We start from the raw sequence: 26,100 nt of genomic DNA on the forward strand, positions 1-26,100 counted from the left end.
TTTAGGATTTATGAATTTTGAACAGGTGGAACGGCATATCCGTATGCAATTCGATATAGTTCCACTCGTCGTGCCAGGTGTAGGAATTGCCGGTAATGAGATCTTCCACGTTAAGAGCCTGCCCGTCATAAAGACCAATTTCATTTCTGGGTATCCGAACAGAATTCTTTTTTACGTTGTCCGGGTCGAGACTAACCACCATAAGCGTCTGGTTGGTCTTATCCTGGTTGAATTTGTAATATGCCATAAGCCCGTCATCGTGGATATCGCAGAACTGAATATTATTGGTTTGCTGAAGCGAGGCATTCTCCTTTCGCGCCTGGTTGATCTTGGCGATCACTCGCATCAGTTTATTTTCCGCCTTCCAGTCCCAGTGTCTTGTCTGGTATTTTTCTGAATCGTGGTATTCCTCTTTTCCGGGAATGGCATCAGAAACCATGAATTCGAAGACCGGTCCGTAAATTCCGGTATTGGAACTCAAAGTTGCGGCCAGGAAGTAACGGATCATGAACATGGCTTCGTTAGCACCCTGAAGGTGATACGGATTGATATCTGGTGTATTCGGCCAGAAATTAGGCCTGAAATATTCTTTCAGTTTGGTTTTGGTGAGCTCGTCTACATATTGCTGAAGCTCATGTTTGTTGGTACGCCAGGTAAAATAGGTGTAAGACTGAGTGAATCCTTGCTTCGCCAGCTGTTCCATGATCTTTGGCCGGGTAAAGGCTTCAGAAAGGAACAGGATATCAGGATGTTTCTTTTTTACTTCAGCGATCAGCCAGCCCCAGAAATAAAAGGGCTTTGTATGCGGATTGTCTACCCTGAAAACCTTTACGCCCGCTTCCTCGATCCAGTAAAGCACGATATCGCGGAATTCCTCCCACATCTTCTTCCATTCTTCCGATTCAAAATAGATGGGAAGTATGTCCTGGTATTTCTTAGGCGGATTTTCAGCATACTGAATACTGCCGTCTGGTCTCCACCTGAACCATTTGGGATGATCCTTTACATAGGGATGGTCTGGTGCCGCCTGCAGGGCAAAGTCCATCGCGACCTCTATATCCATTTCCCTGGCCTTTTTCACCAGTGATTTAAAATCCTTCAGACTGCCCAGTTCAGGATGTATGCCTTTATGCCCGCCTTTTTTAGAGCCGATGCCCCAGGGTGAACCCACATCGCCTTCGGCAGCATTGGTAGAATTGTTTTTGCCTTTTCGGTTTACCTCTCCAATGGGATGAATGGGCGGGAAATAAAGCGTATCGAAGCCCATATCGGCAACGCGTGGAAGAATGGCTTCACAATCCTTGAAAGTGCCGTGTTTGCCTTCCTGGGCAGAAGCCGATCGTGGAAAGAATTCATACCAGGTGCTGAATCGTGCTTTCAGCCTGTCCACATAAACCGGAAATTTATCGGTTTCATAAGGCACCGCTTTATGGGGATATTTCAATAATATCTCTTTCAGCCGTTCATCCAGGCAGATATTTACCGCCTCTTCGTAGTCTTCTTTATTTGAAAAACTGTGGATGGCCTTTTTGACCAGTTCAGCTTCCGGCTTATTGCATTTTTTGAGAATTGATTTCAGGATCTCTGCACCTTCCAACAGTTCTGAACTTACCTGCTGTCCATCCTCGATCTTTTTGATGATCCCGTGCCGCCAGTTCAGGCCATGGTCTTCCCAGCCCTGAATATAGAATGAATAATCACCCTGTTTTTCTACTGAAAAGCTGCCTTCCCAGCCATCATTGAAAGTTGGCCGCATCCGGTTCTCTTTCCAGCTTCTTTCTTTTGAATGTTTGTAAAAAACGGAGGCCTGGATAATGTCATGGCCATCCCCGAAAATATCTGCATAAACCTGTACTATTTCATCAACCACCCGCTTAACGGCATAATCCCCGCAATTGATCACAGGTTGGATATTTTCAATAACAATTCTGCTTTTTTCCAGCATAAGTTTTTCTTTTTTAATTGGTTAGATATCCCGGAATCTTAAATTTAATAAACAGAAATCTAAATTCGTATCGATTTAGGAACTTGTTCCGGATTTTGACAATTAATTAAGTTTTTGAAGGGAATAAGGGATGTGGGATTGCTGATTTTTTGGTGTTTAGGCTAATTTTTTACTAATTTAATACTGCCCTATCTGAAAATTATATTCTGAAAATTTTAAAACCAACCAATATGAAGATCCAGAATTCAATCTCAGGCGTACGAAACTTTTTTTTACTGTTAAGCCTTTCCATCTTCAGCCTCTCCTGCCAGTTCGGAGAGAATAAAGCTAAAGATGAAGGCGGGGCCGTTAATCAACAGGAAGAAGTCGAAACAAAACAGGAATCTGATAAACAGGAATTTACCGAGATCATTACCACCAGCATGGAATTTCAAACCAAAGATACCCTGAAGTCTGGCTGGAATACCTTTAAATACAAAAACCGGTCAAATGAAACTCATTTGATCCTTTTCGATAAATATCCCAAAGGAAAAACGATTGCAGATACCAAAAGGGATATCGTGCCTCCATTCCAGGAAGGTATGGACCTGATCAACGAGGGAAAAATGGAGGAAGCCGGAAAGGCTTTTGGCAAATTGCCTGAGTGGTTCCAGGAGGTTGAATTCGTAGGTGGTGTTGGGCTTATCTCTCCACAAAGTACGGCCCAGTCTACCATGAAGCTGGAACCAGGAACCTATATCATAGAATGTTATGTAAAAATGCCAAATGGGGTATTTCATACCACGCAGGGTATGGCCAAGCAAATAGAAGTAGTGGAAGAAAAGACAGATCTCTCTGAACCATCAGCCGATTATACCATTTCAATTGCTGCTGAAGAAGGCATTAAATTTGACCAGGATGTAAGTACCGGAGAAAAGACTTTTGCAGTGAACTTCGGAAAGCAAAAAGTGCATGAACATTACCTGATGCATGATGTGAACCTTGTTTGGGCTGAACCAGGCGCCGATCTTGCGGAATTGGAAAAATGGGTGAACTGGTCAGATCCCGAAGGTTTACAGACTCCGGCACCAAAGGGATTCAAATTCCTTGGTGGAATGCAGGAAATGAACGAGGGAAAAACAGGGTATTTTACTGCCGACCTAAAACAAGGAAGATACGTCCTGATTGCCGAGGTTCCGGGCTCCCGGGAAAAAGGCATGCTTAAGGAGTTCATGGTAAAATAAAAAAAGAATCCCGCCACTGGCGGGACTTTTATTAGGCTGTTTTCAAACTGTCCAGCTTATTTGGTGGAATAGGTGCAGGTACTGCATTATTCACCGGTTTCGTGCTTTTCAGGTATTTGAACATCGATTCCAGGTCTTCATCGCTTAATTTGGCAAAATTCTGCCAGGGCATTGGTGGCAGCATCATTCGGCCTCCCTTATCTCCTTTAAGTCTTCCTTCACGCATGGCGGTTTTCCAACGCTCCATAGTCCAGTTGCCTATTCCGGTATCGTCTGAAGTAAGGTTCGCGGAGAAAGAAACTCCCCAGGGTCCAACGGCGGCGGTAAGGTCTCCGGTCATCAGCATCCAGCCATTTTGTAGGCTTTCGCCGTTTATAGGTGGCAGGCCATCACCTGCCTGGTGTCCTGATAAGGCAAGCTCTTCGATTTCCATAGGTCCCTGCTCGGTCATTCTTTTTGGTGAATGGCAGTCATGGCATCCAATGGTCTTCACAAGGTACTCCCCGCGCTTGATGCTGTCCTGAAGAGTCATCGCCTGTTCTTCAGGCTTTTCTTCATATTTTCCATCATTACAGGCTGAAAACATGATTAGGGAAAGAAAAACCAGGAAAAAATATTTTCTTCCCGAAAATTTGGATGATTGTTTAAGTATAGTTTGCATTTTGAATGATTTTTTGGTCGATTGAATTTAGTTTATGTTTTTGATATTCAGATCAATAATCGTTGAATATCGATATTTTTCGATGAGTGAACTACTTAAACAATCTGGTTTTTTACAATTCATTATTTTTGCCGAATGAAAGTAGATAATCTGGAACAGGGATTCTTCGGGATCGGAATTCAAAATGGCAAAACCCCAGAAAATTTGGGTGTTTTATGGAGATCTGCCCAAAATATGGGCGCCAGTTTTATTTTTACTATTGGGAATCGCTATTCAAAACAGGCCTGCGACACTCATAAGGCGGTAGGTGCCATGCCGTATTTTCACTACGAGAATTTCGAAGATTTTTATGCTCATCTTCCTAAAGGGGCCATGCTGGTGGGTGTTGAACTTACAAAAGATGCGCAGCCCCTGGAAACCTTCAAGCATCCACGAAGATGTGTATACCTTCTGGGAGCTGAAGATCACGGTCTTTCTAATGAAGCCATTGAAAAAGCCCAACATTTAGTGAAATTTAAATCTACTCTTAGTCTTAATGTTTCGGTAGCTGGCAGCATCGTGATGTACGACCGGAGCATGAAAACAGAGTTTTGAACCTAGATCAGGATTTTTCCGAAGTAGCCGATTTTCTTTTCCGGAACATGTTTTTCTCCTTGATCATATTGGCAGTTAGATCTGGAACCATTTCCTCCCATTTCTCATCACGCTCCAGGATCATTTCATGTACTCTCCTGGGATTGATCTTTAATGCTTCCTTGTCGTAATCTTCGATATCGATTACCCGGTGGTTGTCTATAAAGAATTTATAAAGTTCCTTAAGTCTTGGATGGACTTTAAGGTTTTTGCTGTTGATCACCTCCCCGGTTTCCTCGTCGAGGATAGGGTAGAGATATACTTTCAGTTTTTTGAAGAACAGCTTCCCGAAGGCTTCCAAAATTCCCCCGCTCAGGTCCCTGTAGTATTTTTCGTTGAATATATCCTGCAGGTTATCTACTCCTAAAACAAGGCCCAGTTGAGACTTGGTATGCTGTGAGAAATATTCCACGACTTTATAATATTCCTGGAAGTTGGAGATCATTACCGTATGCCCAGAGGCACATAGAAGGTCTGCGCGGTCCAGGAAGTCTTTTTCGTCTATTCCACCCTCGTCCTTTAGATTATTCAGCGTCATTTCAAAAATGATGACCGTATTATCCTTATTGACGGTTTCCTCGTCCAGAAACAATCTTCGGGCGGTTCGGAACATGTCCAGGTTGAGATTTGTAACCGGCCGGAAACTGCCTCTAAGTGTAAGAATGTTTTTTTTGTAAAGCGCATTGGCCGGAAGTATATTATTTCCGTCTTCAGCAAACATGACCGCGTCAGTAATGCCTTCTTTCACAAGGTGGAGACTCATTAACCTGTTATCAACATGTTCGAAGACCGGGCCATTGAAATTGATGGAATCGATCTCGATCTTATCACTGTCCAGGTGATCATACAGGCGGTGCATAATTTCTGTAGGATTATCGCTTTGGTAAAATGCCGCATAGATAAGATTTACACCCATTATTCCCAGGCTAATCTGCTGGTGAGCTGCGCTGTTTTCGTGAAGCTGAACGTGAAGAATGATCTCACTATACTCCTGTTTTGGTTTTCGCTGGAACCTGATGCCCATCCAACCATGGCCCTTGTATTTTTTGGCCCAGTCTATGGTCGCTACGGTATTGGCATAACTAAAGAATAATTTTTCGGGATGTTTTACGCGTGAAATACGATCTTCAATTAGGCCGGTTTCGTACTTTAGCATGCTCTTTAACCTAAATTCGGTCACGTACCTGTTATGTGGATCCAGCCCGTAAATCGCATCGCTAAAATCTTTGTCGTAGGCGCTAAGGGTTTTGGCAATCGTTCCTTTTGGATTTCGGGCCCTGAAGAAATGCCGTACGGTCTCCTGCCCGGCACCTATTTCAGCAAACGTCCCGTAAATGTTCTCGTTGAGGTTAAGCCGGGTACATTTATTCTGAATGGATAAAATATTTTCAAACTCATCTTCGATTACCTCGGTCATGGATCAATGCATTTATTCGTTTCTGAAAGTTAGGGATATTAAATTTTTCCCCTATGGATTTTAAGTAATGTTTAAAATTTAATCTTTTAAATAACCACTTCCAATTTTATGTAACATACCTTTAGTTAATGCGTCTTCTTAGAAACCATTTATATGAAAATTGCAGTTTTCTTTGTTTTCTTTTTTAGCTTATTGAGCAGTCAGCTTCAGGCCCAGGGAATTACCGCTACACTGCTGGAAGAAGGTACAGATAAACCAATACCCTTTGCAACCATTCAATTTGAGAAGAATAGGGGAGTGATTAGCAATGAGGATGGGGTTTTTAAGATACCTGATTCAGATAAAATATCTGAAATAAGCATCTCCTCAATTGGTTATGAAATCAAAACCCTAAGCCTGGAAGACATGATGCCTGTGATTTATCTCAAGCCGGCCACCATAGAACTTACCAGTGTATTTATTTCTGATAAAAACCTGGGAGCTGAAGATATCCTGGAAAGGGCAATTGCAGCTGTACCCCAGAATTATGAGTTCGATCTTAGAAAAAAACGATTCTTTTTAAGGAGGTCTTATGTAGATCACGTAAACGATTTCAAGCTGGATATCGAGGAAAGCACGATTGAAGGGTTGGACCAGCCATTCATGGATAAAATTATTAGTAAGGTTCCCAAATATGTGGATAGTTACAGGGAATATCTGGGTGATCTCTACGGAAATTATGACGACCAGAAAGTACAGCTTCTTAAAGTGGCCAATCTTGAAAATCCCCTGAATGAAGAGTCTGTTGAGGACATGGTAAAAAGATTTGAAAAAATCTTACAGGATAATGTAACCGAAGGTACTTTTTTAAAAATCAAGTCTGGTATTCTTGCTGTGAAAATGGATGCCGATGAAGTGAACGAAGAAATTGAAGAAAGCAAGTCTTCCAGGGATCCTGAAACTCCTGAAGAACTTGAAAAACAGCAAAAGAAAAGGCTCGAGAACACACAGAATTCAGCAAACAGAAGCATTGGCAGGTTGATGGATAATATGTTCTGGGAGGAAGATATTGTGCTGGACGTTTTTGAAAAATCCAGGAAATATGAGTTTACGAACGAAGGATTTATCAATATTAACAATTCAATCGCCTATGTGCTGGCCTTTGAGCCGAAAAGAGGAGCCGATTTCAAAGGAAAGGTTTATATAGATACCGAAGATTTTGGGATTCACCGTCTGGATTACGAAAATGTAAAGAATTTAAAGTCCTTTAGTCTTTTAGGGATCAGGACCCAGGACCATTTGTATAGTGGGAAAATAATCTTTAATAAAGGTGAAAATGGCAAATATGGCCCCAGGTTTATCGAGCAATATTCGGGAAGCAAGGCTGAGATAGAGCGGCCATTCACACTTCTGGTCAAGAAGGAAAAAGGATTTATCTTCAAAAAGAAACTGGAAGAAGTAGATATGGAATTTAAGATTAACACCACCAACCTTAATAAGACCGAACTGGTGGTCTATGAGGATGAAGCTCTGCTGGAAAGTGAATTCGAAAACCTTTCCACCGCGATGGATTTTGATTTCAGGACCTTTAAGGAATATGATCCTGAATTCTGGAGCGGTTACAATATCATCGAGCCTAATGCAGCCATTAAGGAATTTACAGCCCTGGAGACCGATTAAAAAAATAGTTCTATCTTAGGAACATATCATTAATAAATGAAAGTTAGTTTTTTTCTATTGATAGCATTATTTTCCATGACATTCACTTCCGCCCAAAATTCATTCAAACTGAAAAAAGACCATGATGCGATCCAGGTTTCAGACCTTTCGGTTTCAGCACGCTTTTACGGAAAAGTACTAGGGCTGAAGGAAATCCCGAATGGAGGTCTGGGAGATCATATTCGCTGGTTCGAACTTGGTGAAAAAGTACAGATACATCTTATTGAAGGCGATAAGAAGATCGAAAAGACCAAGGGAGTTCATTTCGCCTTGAATACGGAAGATCTCGAAGCCTTTATGGATCATCTTCGGGAAAAGAAGGTTCCCTTTGAGAACTGGCCCGGGGAACAGGGAGTCACCAATACCCGCCCAGATGGGATCAAGCAGATCTACCTGCAGGACCCAGACGGATACTGGATCGAGGTCAATGATAACAGGCTTTAAACCTATAGTTCATCAGTCGCTACTTTGTAGGTAGGATCTTCAATGATGTTCACTTCGATGATCTTATCGGCATTGTCCAGCAATCTTCGGCAATCCGGGCTTAAATGTCTTAGGTGAAGTGTCTTTCCCTGTTTCAGATAGCGTTCGGTAAGCTTATTTAAAGCTTCGATCCCGGACATGTCTACAACTCGGCTTTCAGAAAAGTCAATGATCACTTCTTCAGGGTCATTCAACACATCAAATTTGCTGTTAAAGGCTGAAATCGATCCGAAGAAAAGAGGCCCATATATTTCATAATGCTTTACCCCGTTTTCGTCGATACTTTTCCTGGCACGAATACGCTTGGCATTATCCCATGCGAATACCAGCGCCGAAATGATCACTCCAACCAGAACAGCAAGGGCAAGGTTATGCAGGACAACGGTAACACCTGTTACCAAAACCATTACGATTACATCAGATTTTGGCATTTTATTTAAGGTCTTTAAGCTAGCCCATTCAAAGGTTCCTATGGCAACCATGACCATTACCCCGGTTAAGGCTGCCATTGGTAACTTTTCGATCAGGTCTGCCCCAAACATGATAAATACCAGCAGCATGACCGCTGCAGTTATGCCGGATAATCTTGCTCGTGCACCCGATGACACATTGATCAAACTCTGGCCAAGCATGGCGCATCCACCCATTCCGGAGAAAAAGCCAGAAAAAACGTTAGCTGTTCCCTGAGCGACACACTCTTTGTTTCCACGTCCACGAGTTTCTGTGATCTCATCGATAATGTTAAGTGTTAACAGGCTTTCAATGAGGCCGACTCCTGCCATGATCAGGGCATAAGGAAAAATTAATGAAAGGGTCTCAAAATTGAAAGGTACCATTGGAATGTGGAATGGAGGAAAGCCACCACTAATAGATGCAATATCTCCAACGCTCCTGGTGTCTATCCCAAACGCCACTACTATTCCAAAGATAGCCAGGATAGCTGCCAGGGAAGAAGGGAATACTTTTGTTAGCTTGGGTAGGCCCCAAATGATTAACATGGTGATCAATACCAGGCCAAGAAAAATATAAAATGGCTGCCCGGTCATCCATACCATTTCTCCATCAGCATTTACGGTTTTAAACTGGGCCAGCTGCGACATGAAAATTATAATTGCCAGTCCGTTTACAAACCCGAAAATAACCGAATGAGGCACCAGTCTTATGAGTTTTCCAAGTCTGAAAACCCCGGCGAGCACCTGTAAGATCCCCGCAAGGACTACGGTGGCAAATATATATTCAGGTCCATGTGACACTGAAAGTCCTACGATCACTACAGCAACTGCTCCCGTTGCCCCAGAGATCATCCCGGGTCTGCCTCCCAGAATAGAGGTTATTAGACCCATTACAAAGGCAGCATATAATCCTGTTAGTGGCGATAGTTTTGCGATCATGGCAAACGCCACCGCTTCAGGAATCAGTGCCAGGGCAACGGTTAAACCAGCAAGGATCTCGGTCTTGTAATTTACTTTCTGTGAAAAGTCAAAAAGGTTCAGGACTTTTTTCATGTCGGGTTATTTTTGCTCTTTTTTAAGAAGCGGCAAAATTAGGTATTAAAAATGGAAGGGCCATTCAATACAGCTTGAGATTTTTATTTTTATGGAAAACTGATTTTTAGATACTTATAATTATTTATTCGATAATTTTAAACTGTTAAACCAAAAGTGAATCCTCTTCAAGTCTCAATTGTTAGAAAATAGATAAACATTAGGTAACAGCTTTTAAATGAAATACCTTTGCAAAAAATATCAGTATGGCACATAAAGCCGGATTCGTAAATATCATAGGTAATCCCAATGTTGGGAAATCAACTCTTATGAATGCCTTCGTGGGGGAGCGATTGTCTATCATCACCTCCAAGGCTCAAACCACCCGTCACCGTATCCTCGGGATCGTGAACGGAGAGGATTTCCAGGTAATTTTAAGCGATACCCCCGGAATTATAAAACCTGCCTACCAGCTTCAGCAATCGATGATGGAATTCGTGAAATCGGCCTTTGAAGACGCCGATGTGCTGGTATATATGGTGGAAATTGGTGAAAAAGCGCTTAAAGATGAAGCATTCGCCAATAAGATCGCAAATTCGAAGGTGCCTGTATTATTGCTTCTGAATAAAATAGATAAATCTAACCAGGAACAGCTGGAAGAACAGGTTACCTACTGGCAGGAGCAATTGCCAACAGCCGAGATACATCCGATCTCTGCCCTGGAAGGCTTCAATATTTCTGCAGTTTTTAATCGGATCGTGGAATTGCTTCCTGAATCCCCGGCTTTTTATCCTAAGGACGCGCTTACCGATAAACCCGAGCGCTTTTTTGTGAACGAGATCATTCGCGAAAAGATCCTGATGCACTATAAAAAAGAGATCCCGTATAGCGTGGAGATCGAAACCAACGAGTTTTTCGAGGAAGAAGACATCATCAGGATGCGAAGCATCATCATGGTAGAACGGGAGACACAAAAGGGGATTATTATAGGCCATAAAGGTTCAGCCTTGAAGAGAGTAGGGGTTGAAGCCAGACAGGACCTGGAAAAGTTCTTCGGAAAACAGGTTCACCTCGAGCTCTATGTAAAGGTTAACAAGAACTGGAGAAGCGATGCGAACCAGTTGCGCAGATTCGGTTATACCGATAAAAAATAAATAAACTTTTCAGCTTAAGACAGGTAGCCTTTTAAATTGCTTTAAAAGCCTTAATTTTGCTCCCTGAAATCAAATTAGAATTATGGGCAATATCGTTGCTATTGTAGGAAGACCCAATGTAGGAAAATCTACCTTTTTTAACCGCCTTATCCAGCGCCGTGAAGCGATCGTGGATTCGGTTAGCGGGGTGACCCGGGACAGGCATTATGGAAAGACCGACTGGAACGGGCATAGATTCTCGCTTATAGACACGGGAGGTTATGTTAAGGGAAGTGACGATGTTTTCGAGGCAGAGATCGACCGCCAGGTGGAGCTTGCTATCGATGAGGCCGATGCCATCATCTTTATGGTTGATGTAGAGTCTGGTGTAACGCCAATGGATGAGGATGTTGCCAAACTTCTTAGAAAAGTTGAAAAGCCGGTTCTGCTTGCCGTAAACAAAGTAGATAATAATAAGCGTTTGGAAAATGCTGTGGAGTTCTACTCGCTTGGACTGGGCGAATATTTTCCAATTGCCAGTACCAACGGAAGTGGAACGGGAGATCTCCTGGATGCTGTGGTAGAGGCACTGCCTGAAGTTGAAGACGAAGAAGAAAACGAGCTGCCAAGATTCGCCGTGGTTGGAAGACCCAATGCAGGTAAATCGAGTTTTATCAATGCCCTGATAGGGGAAGAACGATATATAGTTACCGATATAGCCGGGACAACCAGGGATTCGATGGATACTCGCTATAACAGGTTTGGTTTTGAATTTAACCTGGTAGATACGGCCGGGATTAGAAGAAAATCGAAGGTAAAGGAAAACCTGGAGTTCTACTCGGTAATGCGATCGGTTAGAGCGATCGAGAACTGTGATGTTTGCCTGTTGGTACTGGATGCAACCCGTGGTTTTGACGGACAGGTTCAGAATATCTTCTGGCTGGCGCACAGAAACCATAAAGGCATCGTGATCCTGGTTAATAAATGGGACCTTGTAGATAAGGAAACCAATACCTTAAAGGAATATGAAGCCATGATAAGACGGGAGATCGAACCTTTTACGGATGTGCCTATCGTATTTATTTCGGTGCTAACCAAACAACGTGTTTTCAAGGCAATAGAAACCGCTGTTAAGGTATTCGAGAGCAGAAGCAAAAAGATCAAAACAAGACAGCTTAACGATATCATGCTTCCTATCATCGAAAAGAATCCGCCGCCGGCGTATAAGGGTAAGTATGTGAAGATCAAATTCTGTACTCAGTTGCCTACTCCACACCCACAATTTGCATTTTTCTGCAATTTGCCTCAGTATATCAGGGATCCTTATAAACGATTCATAGAGAACAAGTTGAGGCAGGAATTCGATTTCCAGGGGGTTCCAATCACTATTTATTTCAGAAAAAAATAGGCTGCGCTTTAAACGATTTATCAATTTTGGGGTCATAAAGCCTGCAACCATAACTTTTAGTAGGTCTAAACGTTAAAAATAAATCATCTTAATGCGTTTGTCAATCAGTTTGCTTATGCTGTTCCTAAGCAGCATAGGTCTTTCCCAGAATTTCCAGATCACCGGGACCATCACCGATAATGAATCACAACCACTAGAATCTGCCACTGTATATACTGAAAAGATTGCCGACAGCAGTCTTGTAGAATATACCATTGCCGAAAAGGACGGAAGCTTTCTTATCGAAGGAACTACCGACCTGGAAAAACTACGGCTCATAGTTAGCTATGCTGGTTTTACACCACATATCCAGGAGGTGCCGGTTCAGCAGAAAATAGATTTAGGTAATATAAGCCTTAAAGTAATGGACAATGCTCTTGATGAGATTACCCTTAACGCTAGCCGGGCACCCATTACCATAAAAAAGGATACCCTGGAGTTCAATGCGAACTCTTTTAATACCCGTCAGGATGCCAACCTCGAGGAGTTGATGAAGAAACTTCCTGGCGTGGAGGTGGATTCACAGGGGAATATTACCGTGAATGGGAAACCTGTTTCAAGGATCCTTGTGAATGGAAAGGAATTCTTCGGGAATGACCCACAGATCGCCACAAAAAACCTTCCGAAGGAGATCATCGATAAGATCCAGGTGACCGATACCAAAACCAGAAGCGAGGAATTTACCGGAAAGGCGGGAAATCCAGATGATAAAACCATCAATATCGAACTTAAGGAAGATAAGAACAAAGGCTATTTCTCAAGGCTCACTGCAGGAGGCGGAACCAATGATCGATATGAATTAAGCGGGATAGGAAACTACTTTAAAGATGAAATGCGGGTTAGTGTACTGGCTAGTTCCAATAATATCAACAGTTCAGGTTTTAGTTTTGATGAGGTCTTTGATATGATGGGCGGTAATGCGAGAAGTATCATGGTAAGCCAGAATGGGGCCTTCAACATCAATGGAATGGGCTTTGGCAGTTCAGGAGGGATCACCAAGGCCGAAACCGCCGGATTTAACTTCGTCAACGAATGGAACGATAACCTGGAGTTGAGCACCGATTATTTTTTCGGAAAGAACGATACTGAAACAAGAACCCGGGTAGAGCGCGAGAATATTTTACCAGATTCGAGGTATTTCACCAATTCCCTAAGCGAAAGTAACCTGGTAAACGATAGTCACAGGGCTAACCTGAGGTTTGAAGTGGAATTTGATACTCTCACCAGGTTGTCGATTAGTCCAAGACTAAATGCCAATTTTGGCTTATCCAATAGAAGCCGGGACGAAGAAACACTTGACGAAAACAGGGAGCTTCAGAACGCTTCCATGATCCGCGAAAACGAAGACCTGGAAAACATAGATTTTGCCAACAGGGTCGATTTCATAAAACGCTTTGGAGGGAGAGGTTCTTATTTGCAACTGGATTTAAATCATTCTCATAACCGCCAGCGCAATGATAACTTTTATTATTCGGAAAGTGTCTTTGTTTCTGGGGCAGGTGAGGATGTTCAAATCCAGGACCAGTTCATAGACCAGGATGAAAATGAAAATACGCTCGAATTGGGAGCTTCAAAAAGAAGTGTGCTGGCAGAAAAACTGTTCCTGGATGTGAATTATAATTTCCGGACTGCCAAATCGAGGAATACCCGTAATGTTTTTGATGCTGAAAATGGCGAATTTACGAACCTGAACGAGTTGCTAAGCAATGATTTCGAGGTGTTGAGCTATATTCATACTCCTAATGCCGGGGTGAACTACGAAGGCGAAAAATGGAGATTCAGCAGTGAATTCGGACTTTTGAGCACCAGCCTGGAGACAAATAACTTTATCGATAATGTTAGATTTGATAATACCTACAATAATCTTTTTGTAGACGCCGATATTCGGTATTCCCCGGAGCGTTCAAAAAGCATTTATTTTGGCTACAGCACCAGTGCAGATGTACCTTCGGTTAGACAGTTGCAACCTGTAGAAGACCGTACTAATCCTTTGAACATCGTAGTAGGTAATCCCGAGCTGGAGCCAACTTACGAACAGCGTTTCCGGGGAGGCTTCAGAAATTATGATTTTTCCACCCGGAGCGGCTTCTTCAGTTATATGAATGTAAACCTCAGAAACAACCAGGTAGTTGCGGTGAGCAGGCTAAATGAGGATTTTGTTAGGGAAACCACCTATACCAACGTTGATGGGGTGATCAATTCCTACCTGGGTGGAAGTTATTCCAAATCCTATAAGAAGAAGGAACGGGAATTCAGGTATCGAGTTGGTATCAATGGAAACTATAATAAGAATGTTGGATTTATAAACGGGGTGAAATACAATTCAGATCAGTACGCCATAACTCCAACTTTAAACCTAACCTATGCTATAGATGAACTTTTTGAGATCAATCCTAGTTACAATTTCAGTTACAATGAAATCGCATATGATATTAACAGCGGCAGGGATCAGGCTTATGTGAATCATAGTCTGGGCTTCGAGGCAACTACTTACTGGCCTAAAAATGTTGTTTTTGGAAATGATATTTCTTATAACACTTTTGGGAATGTATCACCGGGATTCGATAATACCTCGCTTCTATGGAATACCAGCCTGGGATACCAGTTCCTTAAGGACAGGGCTACTTTAAAGGTAAAGGTATATGATATGCTGAATCAAAACGTGGATACAAGGAGGCTGGTTGGAGACGACTATATTCAGGATGTGAACAATTTGATCCTGAGGAGGTATGGAATGCTAAGTTTTACCTATAAATTCAGCAGTTTTGGTGGTGGCCAGGCACCAGGCAGAGGTCGGGGCGCACGAGTTATAAGAATGTAAGGCTACCTTCTTGTTTTTCTAAGGTAGAGATAGCCAATTATACCGGCTAGAAGGGAGGCAGTAAATATTCCAATTTTTGCCTGTTCCAGGTAGATTTCAGACTCGAAGGCGAGGTCGGTTATAAAAAGGGACATAGTGAAACCTATGGCTCCCAGCATGGCTATACCGTAGATATCCTTCCACCTTACTTTTTCCGGAAGCTTTGAAATTTTAAAAAATAACATAAGTCTGGTAAAAATGACGATTCCTGCAAATTTACCAAGGATTAGCCCAAGCAGAATTCCCAGGCTTACCGGCTGCACGAGATAATGGAGGCTTTTTTCATGAAAACTTACCCCGGCATTGGCAAACGCAAATAAAGGCAGAACAACAAAACTAACAAAAGGGTAAAGCGCGTGTTCCAGTCGTTGAAGGGGCGGGGTGGCATCCTGGGTAAGCAGGCTGAATTTTTCAATAGTGCCGGTGATCTTTTCCTGTTTTTTCTGGTCTTTTTGAGATTTGCGAAGCTGATCTTTTATGGAATAAGAAAGCAATTTTACTTTTCTAAGGAATAGCGGCGGGTCAATTCTTTTCTTGTTAGGAATGGCAAATGCTGCGAGTACCGCGGCGATCGTTGCGTGTATTCCTGAAAGCATGATGGCCAGCCATAATCCGCCTATTCCCATTACGGCATAGAACAGCATATTGCGAATGCCGATATAATTTGCAGCCAGTAATATCAAAAGGAAGAAAAGACCAATCCCAAGGCTTTGCAGTGAGATTTGTTCAGTATAAAATAAGGCGATGACGAGCACTGCTCCCATATCATCTGCTATTGCAATGGCCGTAAGAAAAACCTTGAGGGACACCGGAACCGTATCATTAAGAAGGTAAAGGATGCCCAGGGCAAAAGCGATATCGGTGGCCATTGGGATACCCCAACCCGAAATCGAATCATAACCTGAATTGAAAAAGTAATAGATCAACGCAGGGAATAACATTCCGCCGATAGCTGCCGCAACAGGAAGACTAGCCAGTTTCAGGCTTGAAAGTTCACCATACATGATCTCTTTTTTCAGCTCCAGCCCTATCAGGAAAAAGAATATGGACATTAAGCCATCGTTGATCCAGTGAAGGAGGTTTTTGCGTATAACGAGTTCATTCAGGCCAACGAATATTTCCTGTTTCCAGAACTCGTGATATGCACCTGCCAGAGGTGAATTGGCGATGACCAGCGCAAGTATGGTTGCGATAATAAGGCTTACACCAACCGAAGTTTGTTTTTCTATAAAGTTCTTAATTGGTAAAAGGAAGTAAATATCCAGCCCTGATTTTCTCATCTTCAGTCTTTGATGAATCGATATAGAGTTTGAAGATACGCTATGTTTTTGACCCTTAATATGATGAGGGTCATGTGATTTGGTCTTAATATCTAATGGAGGGATGCTATAAATACCTGTTTATAGTGTCCGGTTATAATTTATAAGCTATTTCAACTTAGTAAAATTTTAACATTATGTCGCTTTCTCTTACAGATTTTATGAGTTTTTAAAGCAGTGAAAACTCAAATTTTCCTTATAGCTAATTTATTGTGTGTTCAACGATTATTTTTTGATTCAGGCCTATAACTGCTTATATTTAAGAAGGTTGAATATGAATTAAAAAATGATCGCTTATGGAAATTTTTACCGATTTTGTAGACAATTACAATAATTCCCTGCGAGGCCTTAACATTTTTGCAAAGGTAGCGGTCAATCTGGCTTTAGTGCTAATCTTATTGGCAGTAATTGGAGCCATCATTAATGTGATCGTGCATACCGTATAATTAGTAATTGTCTAAGACTTTTAAGTCATTACAAAGAATCCTGCTTTAGAGCGGGATTCTTTATTTTTTTGGTGCGGTTATAAAACAAAATCATGATACAATTTTGGTCTGGGCAGCTTGGCTGCCTCTACACTGGATCCAGATCTCAATTTGATGAAATGGTCCGCCTTGCATAAAATTTACAGCCTATTTTTAACAGTCATTCAGCTACTAATTCATTTAATTACTAAAAAAATTTAATGCAGTTCTATAAAGTTTTCTACTTACTTGTTTTTTGTGCATTCGGTCTTCAATCTCAGAGCCAGGAAATGAGAACCATAGAAGCCCAGGAAAACATTTACCTGGTCGGTGACAGGACCTTTTCATTATTTTATGTTACAGACAGCTCTGTGGTGGTGATCGATCCAATAAATATTTCCCATGCGGAAACTACGCTCAAAGCGATCAGGGAAATCACCGATAAACCGATAAGCCATTTGTTTTACAGCCATAATCACTGGGATCATATTAGTGGTGGTAAAGTTTTTAAAGACGAAGGAGCAACGATTATTTCGCATATCCGGGCTAAAGAAAATATCCCCGAAAATGATGATGTTCTTATACCTGATGAAACCTGGGGCGGACCTTCAAAAACCTACCTTATTGGAAATAAAGAGCTTCAACTGCATTATTTCGGAAGGAATCATGGTGCCGGGATGACCGTTTTTCGATTCCCGGAACACAATGCGGTTTTCATCATAGACCTGGTGGTTCCAGACAGGGTTCTTTATGCCTATCTTCCGGATGCCGATCCTTCTCAATGGAGAAAGAGCCTTGAAAAGATCCAGAGCTTAGAATTTGATCAGGTGCTAATGTCTCATGTTAGGGCCATTGGGAACCGGGACGATTTACAATTGATGCAGGATTATTTCCGGGATCTTTACGAGGCGGTAGAAACAGAATTGGAAAATGACACCCCGTTTTTTGAAATTCCCAAAAAGGTAAAATTACCACAGTATGCTCATTTGAAGAATTATGAGGAATGGCTGGAAATGAATGTGTGGCGCATTCTTATGGAAAAGTCCATAGGACAGTAAAAGTAAAAATTGACTTATGCTTTATGGAAATAAAAAACCCGCTCCATAAGAAGCGGGTCTTTAAGGTGGTACCTCCAGCCCCGAAGCGTCGGGGGGAACCAGGGGCTATCTTTTCTTTAGTAAATCCTGAAGAATTGAAGGTTCTTCAATAACCTTCTCAATGAACTTTTTGCTTTTCATTCGCTTTAAAAATTTTTCAAGATAAAGAGCTTCTTCTTTGCAGGCCGTTTCAAATTTCAAAGCTACCTTCCAATCGTTTGCCGCGTTAGTGAAGCTTGATTTAAAATGATGATCATTGTGTAGTTTTATGCGAAATTCAACATCATTAGTTTCTCCTACGTAAAACCGGTTAATTTTTTCAGAAAACAGGATATAGAGATAGTGCATGTTCTAAAATAAAAAACCCGCTCCATAAGAAGCGGGTCTTTAAGGTGGTACCTCCAGGAATCGAACCAGGGACACACGGATTTTCAGTCCGTTGCTCTACCAACTGAGCTAAGGTACCATTGCTTTCAAAAGCGGTGGCAAATATAATTTCAATTTTAGGAACTCACAAAGGAAATTTTAAAAAAATGCTTTTGTATTTTTAGCGATCAAAGAATAATTGAATGAATTTGATCATAGATGCAGGGAATACCTTTGTGAAGACGGCTGTTTTTCAGGATGATATGCTCCAGGATAAAAAGGTTTTCAAAAAGGAAGAATTTTCTGAAAATTTTAAAAAGATCAGGGAAAAATTCCCGAAAATCGTCCAGGCTGTTATTTCAAGTGTCGCTTCAAACGATTCCAGCATCCTTTCTGAAGTAAAAAAATTCTACCCGCTTCTTGAGATCGATCAGAATATCCGGTTGCCATTTGTCAACGATTATGCTACACCAGCTACGCTTGGGAAGGACAGGATCGCGTTGATCGCCGCCGCAACCAGGTCTTTTCCCGGGAAGAATGTCCTGGTAATAGATGCCGGTACCTGTATAACCTATGATCTTAAAACTTCAGGCGAAGTATACAAGGGAGGTAGTATTTCACCTGGGATGGAAATGAGATTTAATGCGGTACACAAGTTTACTGCAAAATTACCGTTAGTTAAACCAAAGCCGGAAGTAGCTCTTATTGGTGATTCTACCGAGAATAGTATACTATCTGGAATTATTAATGGTATTAGAATGGAATTACAGGGCTTCATCGCCGCCTATGAAGCTGAATTCGAAGATTTAACAGTTATTTTTACGGGTGGTGATAGTCTATTTTTGTCTATACCATCAAAAAATAGCATATTTGCGAACTCAAATTTTTTGTTAGAAGGATTAAATTTCATTCTAGAATTTAACAGGACTCAATGATAAAACGATTTATAGTAATCGTAGCTGTATTACTGGCATTTACGGCCAAAGCACAGGAAAACGTATCTTCACCTTACTCTTATTACGGGATTGGATTAACAAATTTCAAAGGAACGGTAGATAACCGGTCCATGGGTGGTTTAGGGATCTATTTGGATAGTATCCATGCCAATCTTCAAAACCCGGCAACTTATGGGAGACTAAAACTAACTAATTTTACGGTTGGAGCAAGTCATGACCGTATTAGGCTTGAGTCTGCAGAAGCCATTGATAATGCTAAAATAACTTCTTTTGATTATATAGCTCTTGCCTTGCCTTTAGGCCGCAACTTTGGAGTTGGTTTCGGATTGGTTCCATACACTTCAGTTGGTTATCGTATTCTCGATATCGAAGAGGATATCGCGAGCAGGCTTAGTGGCCGGGGAGGTATGAACCGTGTATTCTTTTCAGCAGGTTACGGAATTACTGAAGAATTAAGTATAGGGGTTGAAGCCAACTATAACTTTGGGAATTTTCAGAACACCCGAACGGTGATCAGGGAAGGGATTCAATTGGGTACTGAAGATGTGAATAGATCAGATATACTGGGCTTTAATTTCAATTTTGGTGCGAACTACCAGAAAATAATTTCAGATAACCTGAGATTGCAACTTTCGGCCAATTATTCCCCGGCGAAAAACCTGGATTCTGAAAATTTCAGGGAAATTTCTACAGTAACTTTTATAAATTCATCAGAAGTTATAGTTGATACCCGCGAAGTTGACGTAGAAAATGTTAGTTTTACATTTCCATCTGAATACAGTTTTGGTGGAGGTATAGGAAAACCGCATAAGTGGTTTGTAGGTGCAGAATATGTTCACCTTGGAACTTCGGTTTACCAGGGCGATTTTAGATGGAGAGGAGATGGAGGTGAGTTCGAAGATGCTTCCCAATTCAAAATAGGAGGTTTTTATATTCCTAAATATGACTCGTTTACGAGCTATTTTGACCGGATTGTGTATCGTGCCGGCTTCCGTTATGATGGTACTGGGCTAATCATCAATAATGAGTCCATCAATGAGTTTGGCATGTCTTTTGGTTTAGGATTGCCAGTTGGAGCCGCGAACAGGGATTTATTCTCGAATGCGAACCTCGGAATTGAGCTTGGACAAAGAGGTACCAAAGATGCAGGCTTGATTCAGGAACGTTTTATTAAGTTCTCGATAGGTTTATCCCTGAACGATAAATGGTTCACAAGAAGAAAATTTGATTAACCACACAATAAACAAGAAAATGAAAAAGAGATTTCTAGCACTATTTGCAGTTGCCTTAATGGGTACAGGGGCTATAAATGCACAGTCTGGTGATTGTGCGACCATGGCAGCACTTGCCTATGACGATGCTAAAGCCAAAAATTACGATGCTGCCTATCCTGCCTTATTAAAGGTAAGGGAAGAGTGTCCTAAATATAGTTTAGCGACTTATCAATATCTAGAAAGAGCCATTAATCATAAATTGGAGTCTGCTACCGGACAGGAGAAGGAAGATCTTGTGGAAGAGATGATCGCTGTTTGGGAAGACAGGTTAGAGCTTTACCCAGAGAAAACCGAAAAAGGTAAAGTTTATTCTGATATCGCTCTTTTACAATTTGATAATAAAATAGGAACCAAAGCCGAGCAATACGAAGCTTTTGATAGAGCCTATACTGAAGATAAAGATAATTTTACCAGTCCTAAAGGTCTTTACGCTTATTTCGACCTTATGGTGGAGATGCAGGACGCCGGTGAAAGATCATTACAGGATGTTTTCGAAAACTACGATAGAGTATTCGCGAAGATCGAAGAAGAGGAGAACGATGCGGCTGAAAATCTTGCCCCGCTTTTGAAGAAGCAGGAAGAAGGTGCAGACCTTACTTCTAAAGAAGAAAAGCAGATCAAGTATGCCGAGATCAACCTTTCCAACTATTCTAAGGTAAAAGAGGCTATTAATGCCAAACTGGGTGCCAGAGCAGATTGTGAAAACCTGATCCCTCTGTATAATAAAGACTTTGAAGAAAAGAAAACTGATGTTGATTGGTTGAAAAATGCCAACGCGAGACTTTCAGCTAAAGATTGTACTGAAGATCCATTATTCATCCAGGTTTCTGAAGCACTTCACCAGTTGGAGCCTTCTGCAAAATCTGCCTATTCTTTAGGTCAGCTTGCTGAGTCTGAAGGTGACTATACTAAAGCTCTTAAGTATTATAACCAGGCTGCCGAATTGGAGACTAATAAGTCAGACCAGGCTAAGATCTACTATAGAATTGCGAATAACTATAAGGATAAAGGAAACTTTAGCCAGGCGAGAAGTTTTTATAACAAAGCTTTGAATGCAAGACCTTCAATGGGTAGTGCTTACCTTCAGATTGCGAGCATGTATGCACAGAGTGCAAACAACTGTGGTGATGATACGTTCTCAAAAAGAGCTGTATACTGGTTAGCTGCAGATTATGCTTCTAGAGCTGCAAGGGTAGATCCTTCGATCGCTAGTAACGCAAACCAGGCTGCAGCTGCCTATAAAGGTAGAGCGCCTCAGAAGTCAGACGTGTTCCAGTCTTCTTACTCAGTTGGAGATAATATCTCATTCAGCTGTTGGATTGGAGAGAGCGTTCGAGTTCCGAACCAATAAGATGAAGCTTACATATAGCAATATAATTTCAGGCATTGTCACGCTTATCGGCGTGACAATGCTTTTTTCATGTGAAGGTAATTTGCAGGAGGTTAGGGCGTTTAGTCTTGAGGAGGATGCGCCGCAGGCCATTGCTGAAGGTATCAATCTTAAATATACCGATTCAGGAAGGCTCGTCGCTACCCTCTCCAGCCCTAAAATGCTGGATTATACCAATAAATCCTTTCCGTACCGCGAATTCCCAGATGGCCTGATGGTTGAGTTCTTCGATGAGGAGAACCGGAAGAACACCGTGGAGGCTGATTATGGGATCGTATATGAGCAAACCAACCTGATCGATCTACAGGGGAATGTTAAGATCTTAACGGCCGATAGTACCAAGCTTGAGGCAAGCCAGTTGTTCTGGGATCAGGACAGGAGCTGGGTATTTACTGATAAACGCAATATTATTCGCTTTCCAAATGGGGCTTTAAATGAAGGTCTTGGTTTTGATTCTAATCAGGATTTCAGTAATTTCCGTTCAAGAACCAACACTGGTGTACAAATAATTGAAGAAGAAGCCGATGAATAAATTTTTCAGGTATTTTGAATATGCTTATCTCTTTTTCGCAGCATTTTTCATTTTTGAGGCAATCAGGATCTGGAATACAGAACGCAACAGAGCATATTTGTTCCTGTTCTTTGTTTGTATAGCTATTTTCATGTTCTTTTTTAAAAGGCGATTCCGAAGAAAATATGAGGATCGTAATAAATAGGCCCGATGGAGGTTGATATACTTATAATTATTTGTGCTCTCCTGCTCTCCGCTTTCTTTTCAGGTATGGAGATCGCTTATGTTTCTTCCAATAAGATCTATATCGAGATCGAAAAAAGGCAGAACGACTTTCTTGCCAAGGTGTTGAAAAGGCTTACCAAAAAGCCGTCGAAGTTCATCGCGACCATGTTAGTGGGTAACAATATTGCCCTGGTGATCTACGGATTTTTTATGGGGGATCTTTTAATGGAGTGGCTTAGGGGTATAGAATCTGGCAGTTCTTTAATTAATTACATTATCACCGATCTAAGCCTTTTAACCCAAACGATCATTTCTACTCTTATTATTTTGCTTACTGCTGAATTTCTTCCAAAGGTATTCTTTCAGATCTATGCCAATACGATGCTGAAATTCTTTGCGGTACCGGCGTACATTTTCTATTTGCTGTTCAGCTTTATTTCCTCTTTTATCATTTGGATTTCAGATATTATTCTGAAGCGTTTTTTCAAGACCGAAGGTGATGAGGTTCAGCTGGCCTTTAGCAAGGTTGAGCTTGGAAATTTCATCAGTGAACAGATGGAAACTGTAGAGGAACATGAGGAAGTGGATAGTGAGATACAGATCTTTCAGAATGCACTGGAATTTTCAGAAATAAAGGCTCGTGAGGTGATGATCCCGCGAACAGAGATCATAGCAGTAGATCAGAACCAGGCACCAAAGGACCTGATCGAGACATTTACCGAGACCGGACTTTCAAAACTGCTCGTTTATAACGAAACCATAGACGATGTGATTGGTTATGTGCATTCGTTTGAGTTGTTCAAGAAACCAAAATCCATCAATTCTATTTTGCTTCCGGTGATCTTCGTCCCTGAAACCATGTGGATAAAGGACGTACTGAATATCCTTATCAAAAAGCGCAAAAGTATCGCCGTGGTGATCGATGAATATGGAGGAACCAGCGGAATGATGACCGTGGAAGACATTGTGGAAGAATTGTTTGGAGAGATTGAGGACGAGCATGATTCGGCAGTGATGATCGAAGAAAAACTGGATGATGGTCATTTTAAATTTTCTGCAAGGCTGGAGGTCGATTACCTTAATGAGATCTATAAATTAGAAATCCCGGTTGGAGAGAACTACGAGACTTTGAGTGGTTTTATCGTTAATCATACCGAAGAAATCCCGCAGCAGGGAGATATTATTCAAATAGAGGATTTCGAGATAAAAATCCTGGAAACTTCCAATACAAAAATCGAACTGGTAGAGCTCAAAACCGACTCTGGAAATTAGCTTTTAAAAGTTAAGAATTTGCTAATTTTAAATTTTATTATTAGGCTAAAAACCTTATTTTCGCCCCCTATATTTTTCGATAAACTTAAATTCTAATGGCAGTATTAAATAAAATCAGACAAAGGTCTGTTTTCTTGATTATTATCATTGCATTGGCCTTATTTTCATTTGTTCTTGCCGATGTGATCAGAAATGGAGGAATGGGATCTCAAAGTTCTCAAAATGTGATAGCTACGGTTAATGGTAAAGAGATCGCTAGAGAGGAATTTGCGCGTAATGTGGAGGCCTTTGAAAGAAATATGGGTGGAAACATGAGCACTACCCAGGCGGTAAACCGTGTTTGGGATCAGAAATTAAGAGAAGTGATCATCGAGCAGGAATTGGAGAAACTTGGGATTAGAGCTGGTGAAGGACAGGTGACCAACCTGGTTCGTACTCAAATGGCCGGAAACCCGAATTTCATGAACGAGGCCGGTATGTTCGACGAGAACAGGTTAAGAGAATACGTTGCCAATTTAAGAGAGACTTCTCCACAGGCTTACGAGCAATGGCAGAATTTCACCTCTAATCTTGCCAATACTGCCAGGATCAATACCTATTATAATATGGTTAGTGCCGGTGTAGGTGCAACCTTGCTGGAAGGTGAGCAGGCTTACCGAATGATGAACGACAATATCAATATGAAATTCGTTCAGTTACCATATTCATCTATTCCTGATAGCGAAGTAGAGGTGACAAAATCTGATATTAAGAACTATATTGAAGAGCATCCTGCTCGTTTCGAAACCGAAGCTTCCAGAAACATTCAGTATGTGATCTTTGAAGAAAACGCTTCAGAAGAAGATAAGAATGAAGCTCGTGAATCATTAACTGCACTTCGCAACCAGCGAGTGGAGTACAATGCTGCGATTGGAGCGAACGATACCTTGCCAGGTTTTGACAGTACCAACGACTATGCAGAATTCGTAGCGAATAACTCAGACCTTCCATTTGAAGATCGTTTTAAGTTCAGAAATGACTTCACCGGGCCAAATGCCGAAAACATCTTTAATCTCGAAGAAGGAGAAACTTTTGGACCTTATGAAGAGAATGGATACTGGAAATTGAGCAAGGTTATCGAAACCAAGAACATTCCAGATTCAGTACAGGCCAGCCATATTCTTATTTCCTACGAAGGAACTCAGTTAGGTGCAGGTTCTGGAAGAACCAAGGCTGAAGCTGAAGCCCTTGCCGATAGTCTTGCTGGTGTGGTAAGAAATAACAATGATAAATTTGCTGAACTTGCTTCAGAATATTCAGCCGATACTTCTAACAAGGAAGAAGGCGGAGACCTTGGATACTTCACTCCAGGAATGATGATACCTGAATTTGAAGAATTTGCTTTCAATAATTCAACCGGAGAAGTTGGGGTGGTTGAGACTCAGTTTGGTTACCATGTGATTTCTATTGAAGATCAAACCGAAACTGCCAGAGCGGTGAAGGTTGCAACCCTCGCGAGAGAGATCGATGCATCAGAAAAGACCATGAACGACCTGTTCAACGAGGTAACCAAGTTCGAGATCGCTTCTTCTGAAGGTGATTTCGCTGAAGTTGCAAAAGCCGATAATTACGACGTAAAAACCGTTCGTGACGTAAAGGCTTTAGATGAAAATATTCCCGGTGCAGGCGCTCAGAGAAGAGTGATCCAGTGGGCATTCGAAGATGAAGCTGAAGTTGGGGATGTAAGAAGATTCGATACCAATAATGGTTATATCGTTGCCCAGCTTACTTCAAAAAGCAAAAAAGGATTGATGAGCGTGGAAGAAGCATCTTCTATTGTAACTCCAATCCTTAGAAAAGAGAAGAAAGCTGAAGTCATCAAAGGCAGGTTAAAAGGGAATACGCTACAGGAGATCGCAAACAATCACGGTGAAAGCGTTCAAACTGCTGATGCGGTGAACCTGGAAAATCCAACCCTTGCCGGAGCAGGAGAAGAGCCAGAAGTAGTGGGTGCTGTTTTTGCGATGGAACCTGGAAAAGTTAGTCAGCCAATCGCAGGAGAAAAAGGTGTTTACGTGGTAGAGCTTGTAAGCAGGTTCGAAGCGCCAGCCATGGACTCTTACAAAGGATACGCTCAGCAGGAAAGTATGGCACGTCGTGCGCAGGCTTCCATGAGGGTGTTCGAAGCTCTTAAGAAGAAAGCCGATATCGAAGATAACAGAGCTAAATTCTACTAGGATTTAGAAAAAAATGATATAAAATA

22 protein-coding genes and 1 tRNA gene are annotated in these 26,100 nt (G+C 41.6%); 16 read left to right on the plus strand and 7 right to left on the minus strand.

Annotation, left to right across the window (positions count from 1 at the left end; all coding sequences use genetic code 11):
• Window position 1 precedes the first annotated feature (1 nt).
• Window positions 2-1,945 (minus strand): alpha-1,4-glucan--maltose-1-phosphate maltosyltransferase, encoded by a 1,944-nt coding sequence (locus MKO06_RS06960; RefSeq protein ID WP_241550105.1) that lies wholly within the window; start codon window positions 1,943-1,945, stop codon window positions 2-4.
• 230 nt (window positions 1,946-2,175) lie between these two features.
• Between MKO06_RS06960 and MKO06_RS06965 the strand changes: the two genes are divergently transcribed.
• A complete protein-coding gene (locus MKO06_RS06965) occupies window positions 2,176-3,168 on the plus strand; it encodes a hypothetical protein (RefSeq protein WP_241550107.1) in 993 nt (330 codons plus the stop codon).
• Window positions 3,169-3,199: 31 nt separating this feature from the next.
• Here the strand turns inward: MKO06_RS06965 and MKO06_RS06970 are convergent, their stop codons facing one another.
• Complete coding sequence (locus tag MKO06_RS06970) at window positions 3,200-3,829, minus strand: c-type cytochrome (RefSeq protein WP_241550109.1); 630 nt, start codon at window positions 3,827-3,829, stop codon at window positions 3,200-3,202.
• Between the two features lie 135 nt (window positions 3,830-3,964).
• Here MKO06_RS06970 and MKO06_RS06975 point away from each other — a divergent pair, with 135 nt between their 5' ends.
• Window positions 3,965-4,423 carry an RNA methyltransferase gene (locus MKO06_RS06975; RefSeq protein WP_241550110.1) on the plus strand — a complete coding sequence of 153 codons (459 nt, stop codon included), beginning with the start codon at window positions 3,965-3,967 and terminating at the stop codon, window positions 4,421-4,423.
• Between the two features lie 7 nt (window positions 4,424-4,430).
• On the opposite strand, the gene MKO06_RS06980 is transcribed toward MKO06_RS06975, so the two are convergent.
• Complete coding sequence (locus MKO06_RS06980) at window positions 4,431-5,879, minus strand: TonB-dependent receptor (RefSeq protein ID WP_241550111.1); 1,449 nt, start codon at window positions 5,877-5,879, stop codon at window positions 4,431-4,433.
• Window positions 5,880-6,032: 153 nt separating this feature from the next.
• Between MKO06_RS06980 and MKO06_RS06985 the strand changes: the two genes are divergently transcribed.
• Both MKO06_RS06985 and MKO06_RS06990 read left to right on the plus strand, forming a co-directional pair.
• Window positions 6,033-7,538 carry a carboxypeptidase-like regulatory domain-containing protein gene (locus MKO06_RS06985; RefSeq protein WP_241550112.1) on the plus strand — a complete coding sequence of 502 codons (1,506 nt, stop codon included), beginning with the start codon at window positions 6,033-6,035 and terminating at the stop codon, window positions 7,536-7,538.
• 36 nt (window positions 7,539-7,574) lie between these two features.
• Window positions 7,575-8,021, plus strand: a complete 447-nt coding sequence (locus tag MKO06_RS06990) for a VOC family protein (protein ID WP_241550113.1) — start codon at window positions 7,575-7,577, stop codon at window positions 8,019-8,021.
• Window positions 8,022-8,023: 2 nt separating this feature from the next.
• On the opposite strand, the gene MKO06_RS06995 is transcribed toward MKO06_RS06990, so the two are convergent.
• Window positions 8,024-9,565: a SulP family inorganic anion transporter gene (locus tag MKO06_RS06995; protein WP_241550114.1), complete on the minus strand. Its 1,542-nt coding sequence runs from the start codon at window positions 9,563-9,565 to the stop codon at window positions 8,024-8,026.
• A 245-nt stretch (window positions 9,566-9,810) separates the two neighbouring features.
• On the opposite strand from MKO06_RS06995, the gene era reads away from it, so the two are divergent.
• From era to MKO06_RS07010, 3 genes are all read left to right on the plus strand, one after another.
• Window positions 9,811-10,698 carry a GTPase Era gene (gene era, locus MKO06_RS07000; protein ID WP_241550115.1) on the plus strand — a complete coding sequence of 296 codons (888 nt, stop codon included), beginning with the start codon at window positions 9,811-9,813 and terminating at the stop codon, window positions 10,696-10,698.
• A gap of 82 nt (window positions 10,699-10,780) precedes the next feature.
• On the plus strand, window positions 10,781-12,085 hold the full coding sequence (gene der, locus MKO06_RS07005; RefSeq protein WP_241550121.1) for a ribosome biogenesis GTPase Der: 1,305 nt from the start codon (window positions 10,781-10,783) through the stop codon (window positions 12,083-12,085).
• A 91-nt stretch (window positions 12,086-12,176) separates the two neighbouring features.
• Entirely contained in the window at window positions 12,177-14,945 is a 2,769-nt protein-coding gene (locus MKO06_RS07010; protein ID WP_241550123.1) for an outer membrane beta-barrel protein, read from the plus strand.
• A gap of 2 nt (window positions 14,946-14,947) precedes the next feature.
• Here MKO06_RS07010 and nhaA read toward each other — a convergent pair whose 3' ends face one another.
• Window positions 14,948-16,264, minus strand: coding sequence for a Na+/H+ antiporter NhaA (gene nhaA, locus MKO06_RS07015; protein ID WP_241550129.1), 1,317 nt, complete (start codon window positions 16,262-16,264; stop codon window positions 14,948-14,950).
• A 335-nt stretch (window positions 16,265-16,599) separates the two neighbouring features.
• Between nhaA and MKO06_RS07020 the strand changes: the two genes are divergently transcribed.
• On the plus strand, window positions 16,600-16,749 hold the full coding sequence (locus MKO06_RS07020; RefSeq protein WP_241550133.1) for a hypothetical protein: 150 nt from the start codon (window positions 16,600-16,602) through the stop codon (window positions 16,747-16,749).
• A gap of 239 nt (window positions 16,750-16,988) precedes the next feature.
• The gene (locus MKO06_RS07025; RefSeq protein ID WP_241550134.1) at window positions 16,989-17,825 is read left to right on the plus strand and encodes an MBL fold metallo-hydrolase; all 837 of its coding nucleotides are present in this window, start codon (window positions 16,989-16,991) and stop codon (window positions 17,823-17,825) included.
• Window positions 17,826-17,930: 105 nt separating this feature from the next.
• On the opposite strand, the gene MKO06_RS07030 is transcribed toward MKO06_RS07025, so the two are convergent.
• Window positions 17,931-18,212 carry a GIY-YIG nuclease family protein gene (locus tag MKO06_RS07030; protein WP_241550135.1) on the minus strand — a complete coding sequence of 94 codons (282 nt, stop codon included), beginning with the start codon at window positions 18,210-18,212 and terminating at the stop codon, window positions 17,931-17,933.
• Window positions 18,213-18,257: 45 nt separating this feature from the next.
• Window positions 18,258-18,330 (minus strand) — tRNA-Phe (locus MKO06_RS07035).
• A 103-nt stretch (window positions 18,331-18,433) separates the two neighbouring features.
• Here MKO06_RS07035 and MKO06_RS07040 point away from each other — a divergent pair.
• The 7 genes from MKO06_RS07040 to MKO06_RS07070 all read left to right on the plus strand — a co-directional run bounded on the left by MKO06_RS07040 (window position 18,434) and on the right by MKO06_RS07070 (window position 26,074).
• A complete protein-coding gene (locus MKO06_RS07040) occupies window positions 18,434-19,165 on the plus strand; it encodes a type III pantothenate kinase (RefSeq protein ID WP_241550136.1) in 732 nt (243 codons plus the stop codon).
• Window positions 19,162-20,418, plus strand: a complete 1,257-nt coding sequence (gene bamG, locus MKO06_RS07045; RefSeq protein ID WP_241550138.1) for a BamG family beta-barrel-assembly machinery protein — start codon at window positions 19,162-19,164, stop codon at window positions 20,416-20,418. The genes MKO06_RS07040 and bamG overlap by 4 nt, the downstream gene beginning before the upstream one ends.
• 19 nt (window positions 20,419-20,437) lie before the next feature.
• Window positions 20,438-21,811 (plus strand): tetratricopeptide repeat protein, encoded by a 1,374-nt coding sequence (locus tag MKO06_RS07050; protein WP_241550140.1) that lies wholly within the window; start codon window positions 20,438-20,440, stop codon window positions 21,809-21,811.
• Window position 21,812: 1 nt separating this feature from the next.
• Window positions 21,813-22,382 carry an LPS export ABC transporter periplasmic protein LptC gene (gene lptC / locus MKO06_RS07055; protein WP_241550141.1) on the plus strand — a complete coding sequence of 190 codons (570 nt, stop codon included), beginning with the start codon at window positions 21,813-21,815 and terminating at the stop codon, window positions 22,380-22,382.
• Entirely contained in the window at window positions 22,375-22,566 is a 192-nt protein-coding gene (locus MKO06_RS07060; RefSeq protein WP_156285037.1) for a hypothetical protein, read from the plus strand. Before lptC ends, MKO06_RS07060 begins: the two co-directional genes overlap by 8 nt.
• A 5-nt stretch (window positions 22,567-22,571) precedes the next feature.
• Window positions 22,572-23,858, plus strand: a complete 1,287-nt coding sequence (locus tag MKO06_RS07065; protein WP_241550143.1) for a hemolysin family protein — start codon at window positions 22,572-22,574, stop codon at window positions 23,856-23,858.
• A gap of 95 nt (window positions 23,859-23,953) precedes the next feature.
• The gene (locus tag MKO06_RS07070; RefSeq protein WP_256946156.1) at window positions 23,954-26,074 is read left to right on the plus strand and encodes a peptidylprolyl isomerase; all 2,121 of its coding nucleotides are present in this window, start codon (window positions 23,954-23,956) and stop codon (window positions 26,072-26,074) included.
• The last annotated feature ends 26 nt before the right edge of the window (window positions 26,075-26,100 follow it).

The organism is Christiangramia oceanisediminis (genome assembly GCF_022570735.2).
Taxonomy (GTDB): Bacteria; Bacteroidota; Bacteroidia; order Flavobacteriales; family Flavobacteriaceae; genus Christiangramia; species Christiangramia oceanisediminis.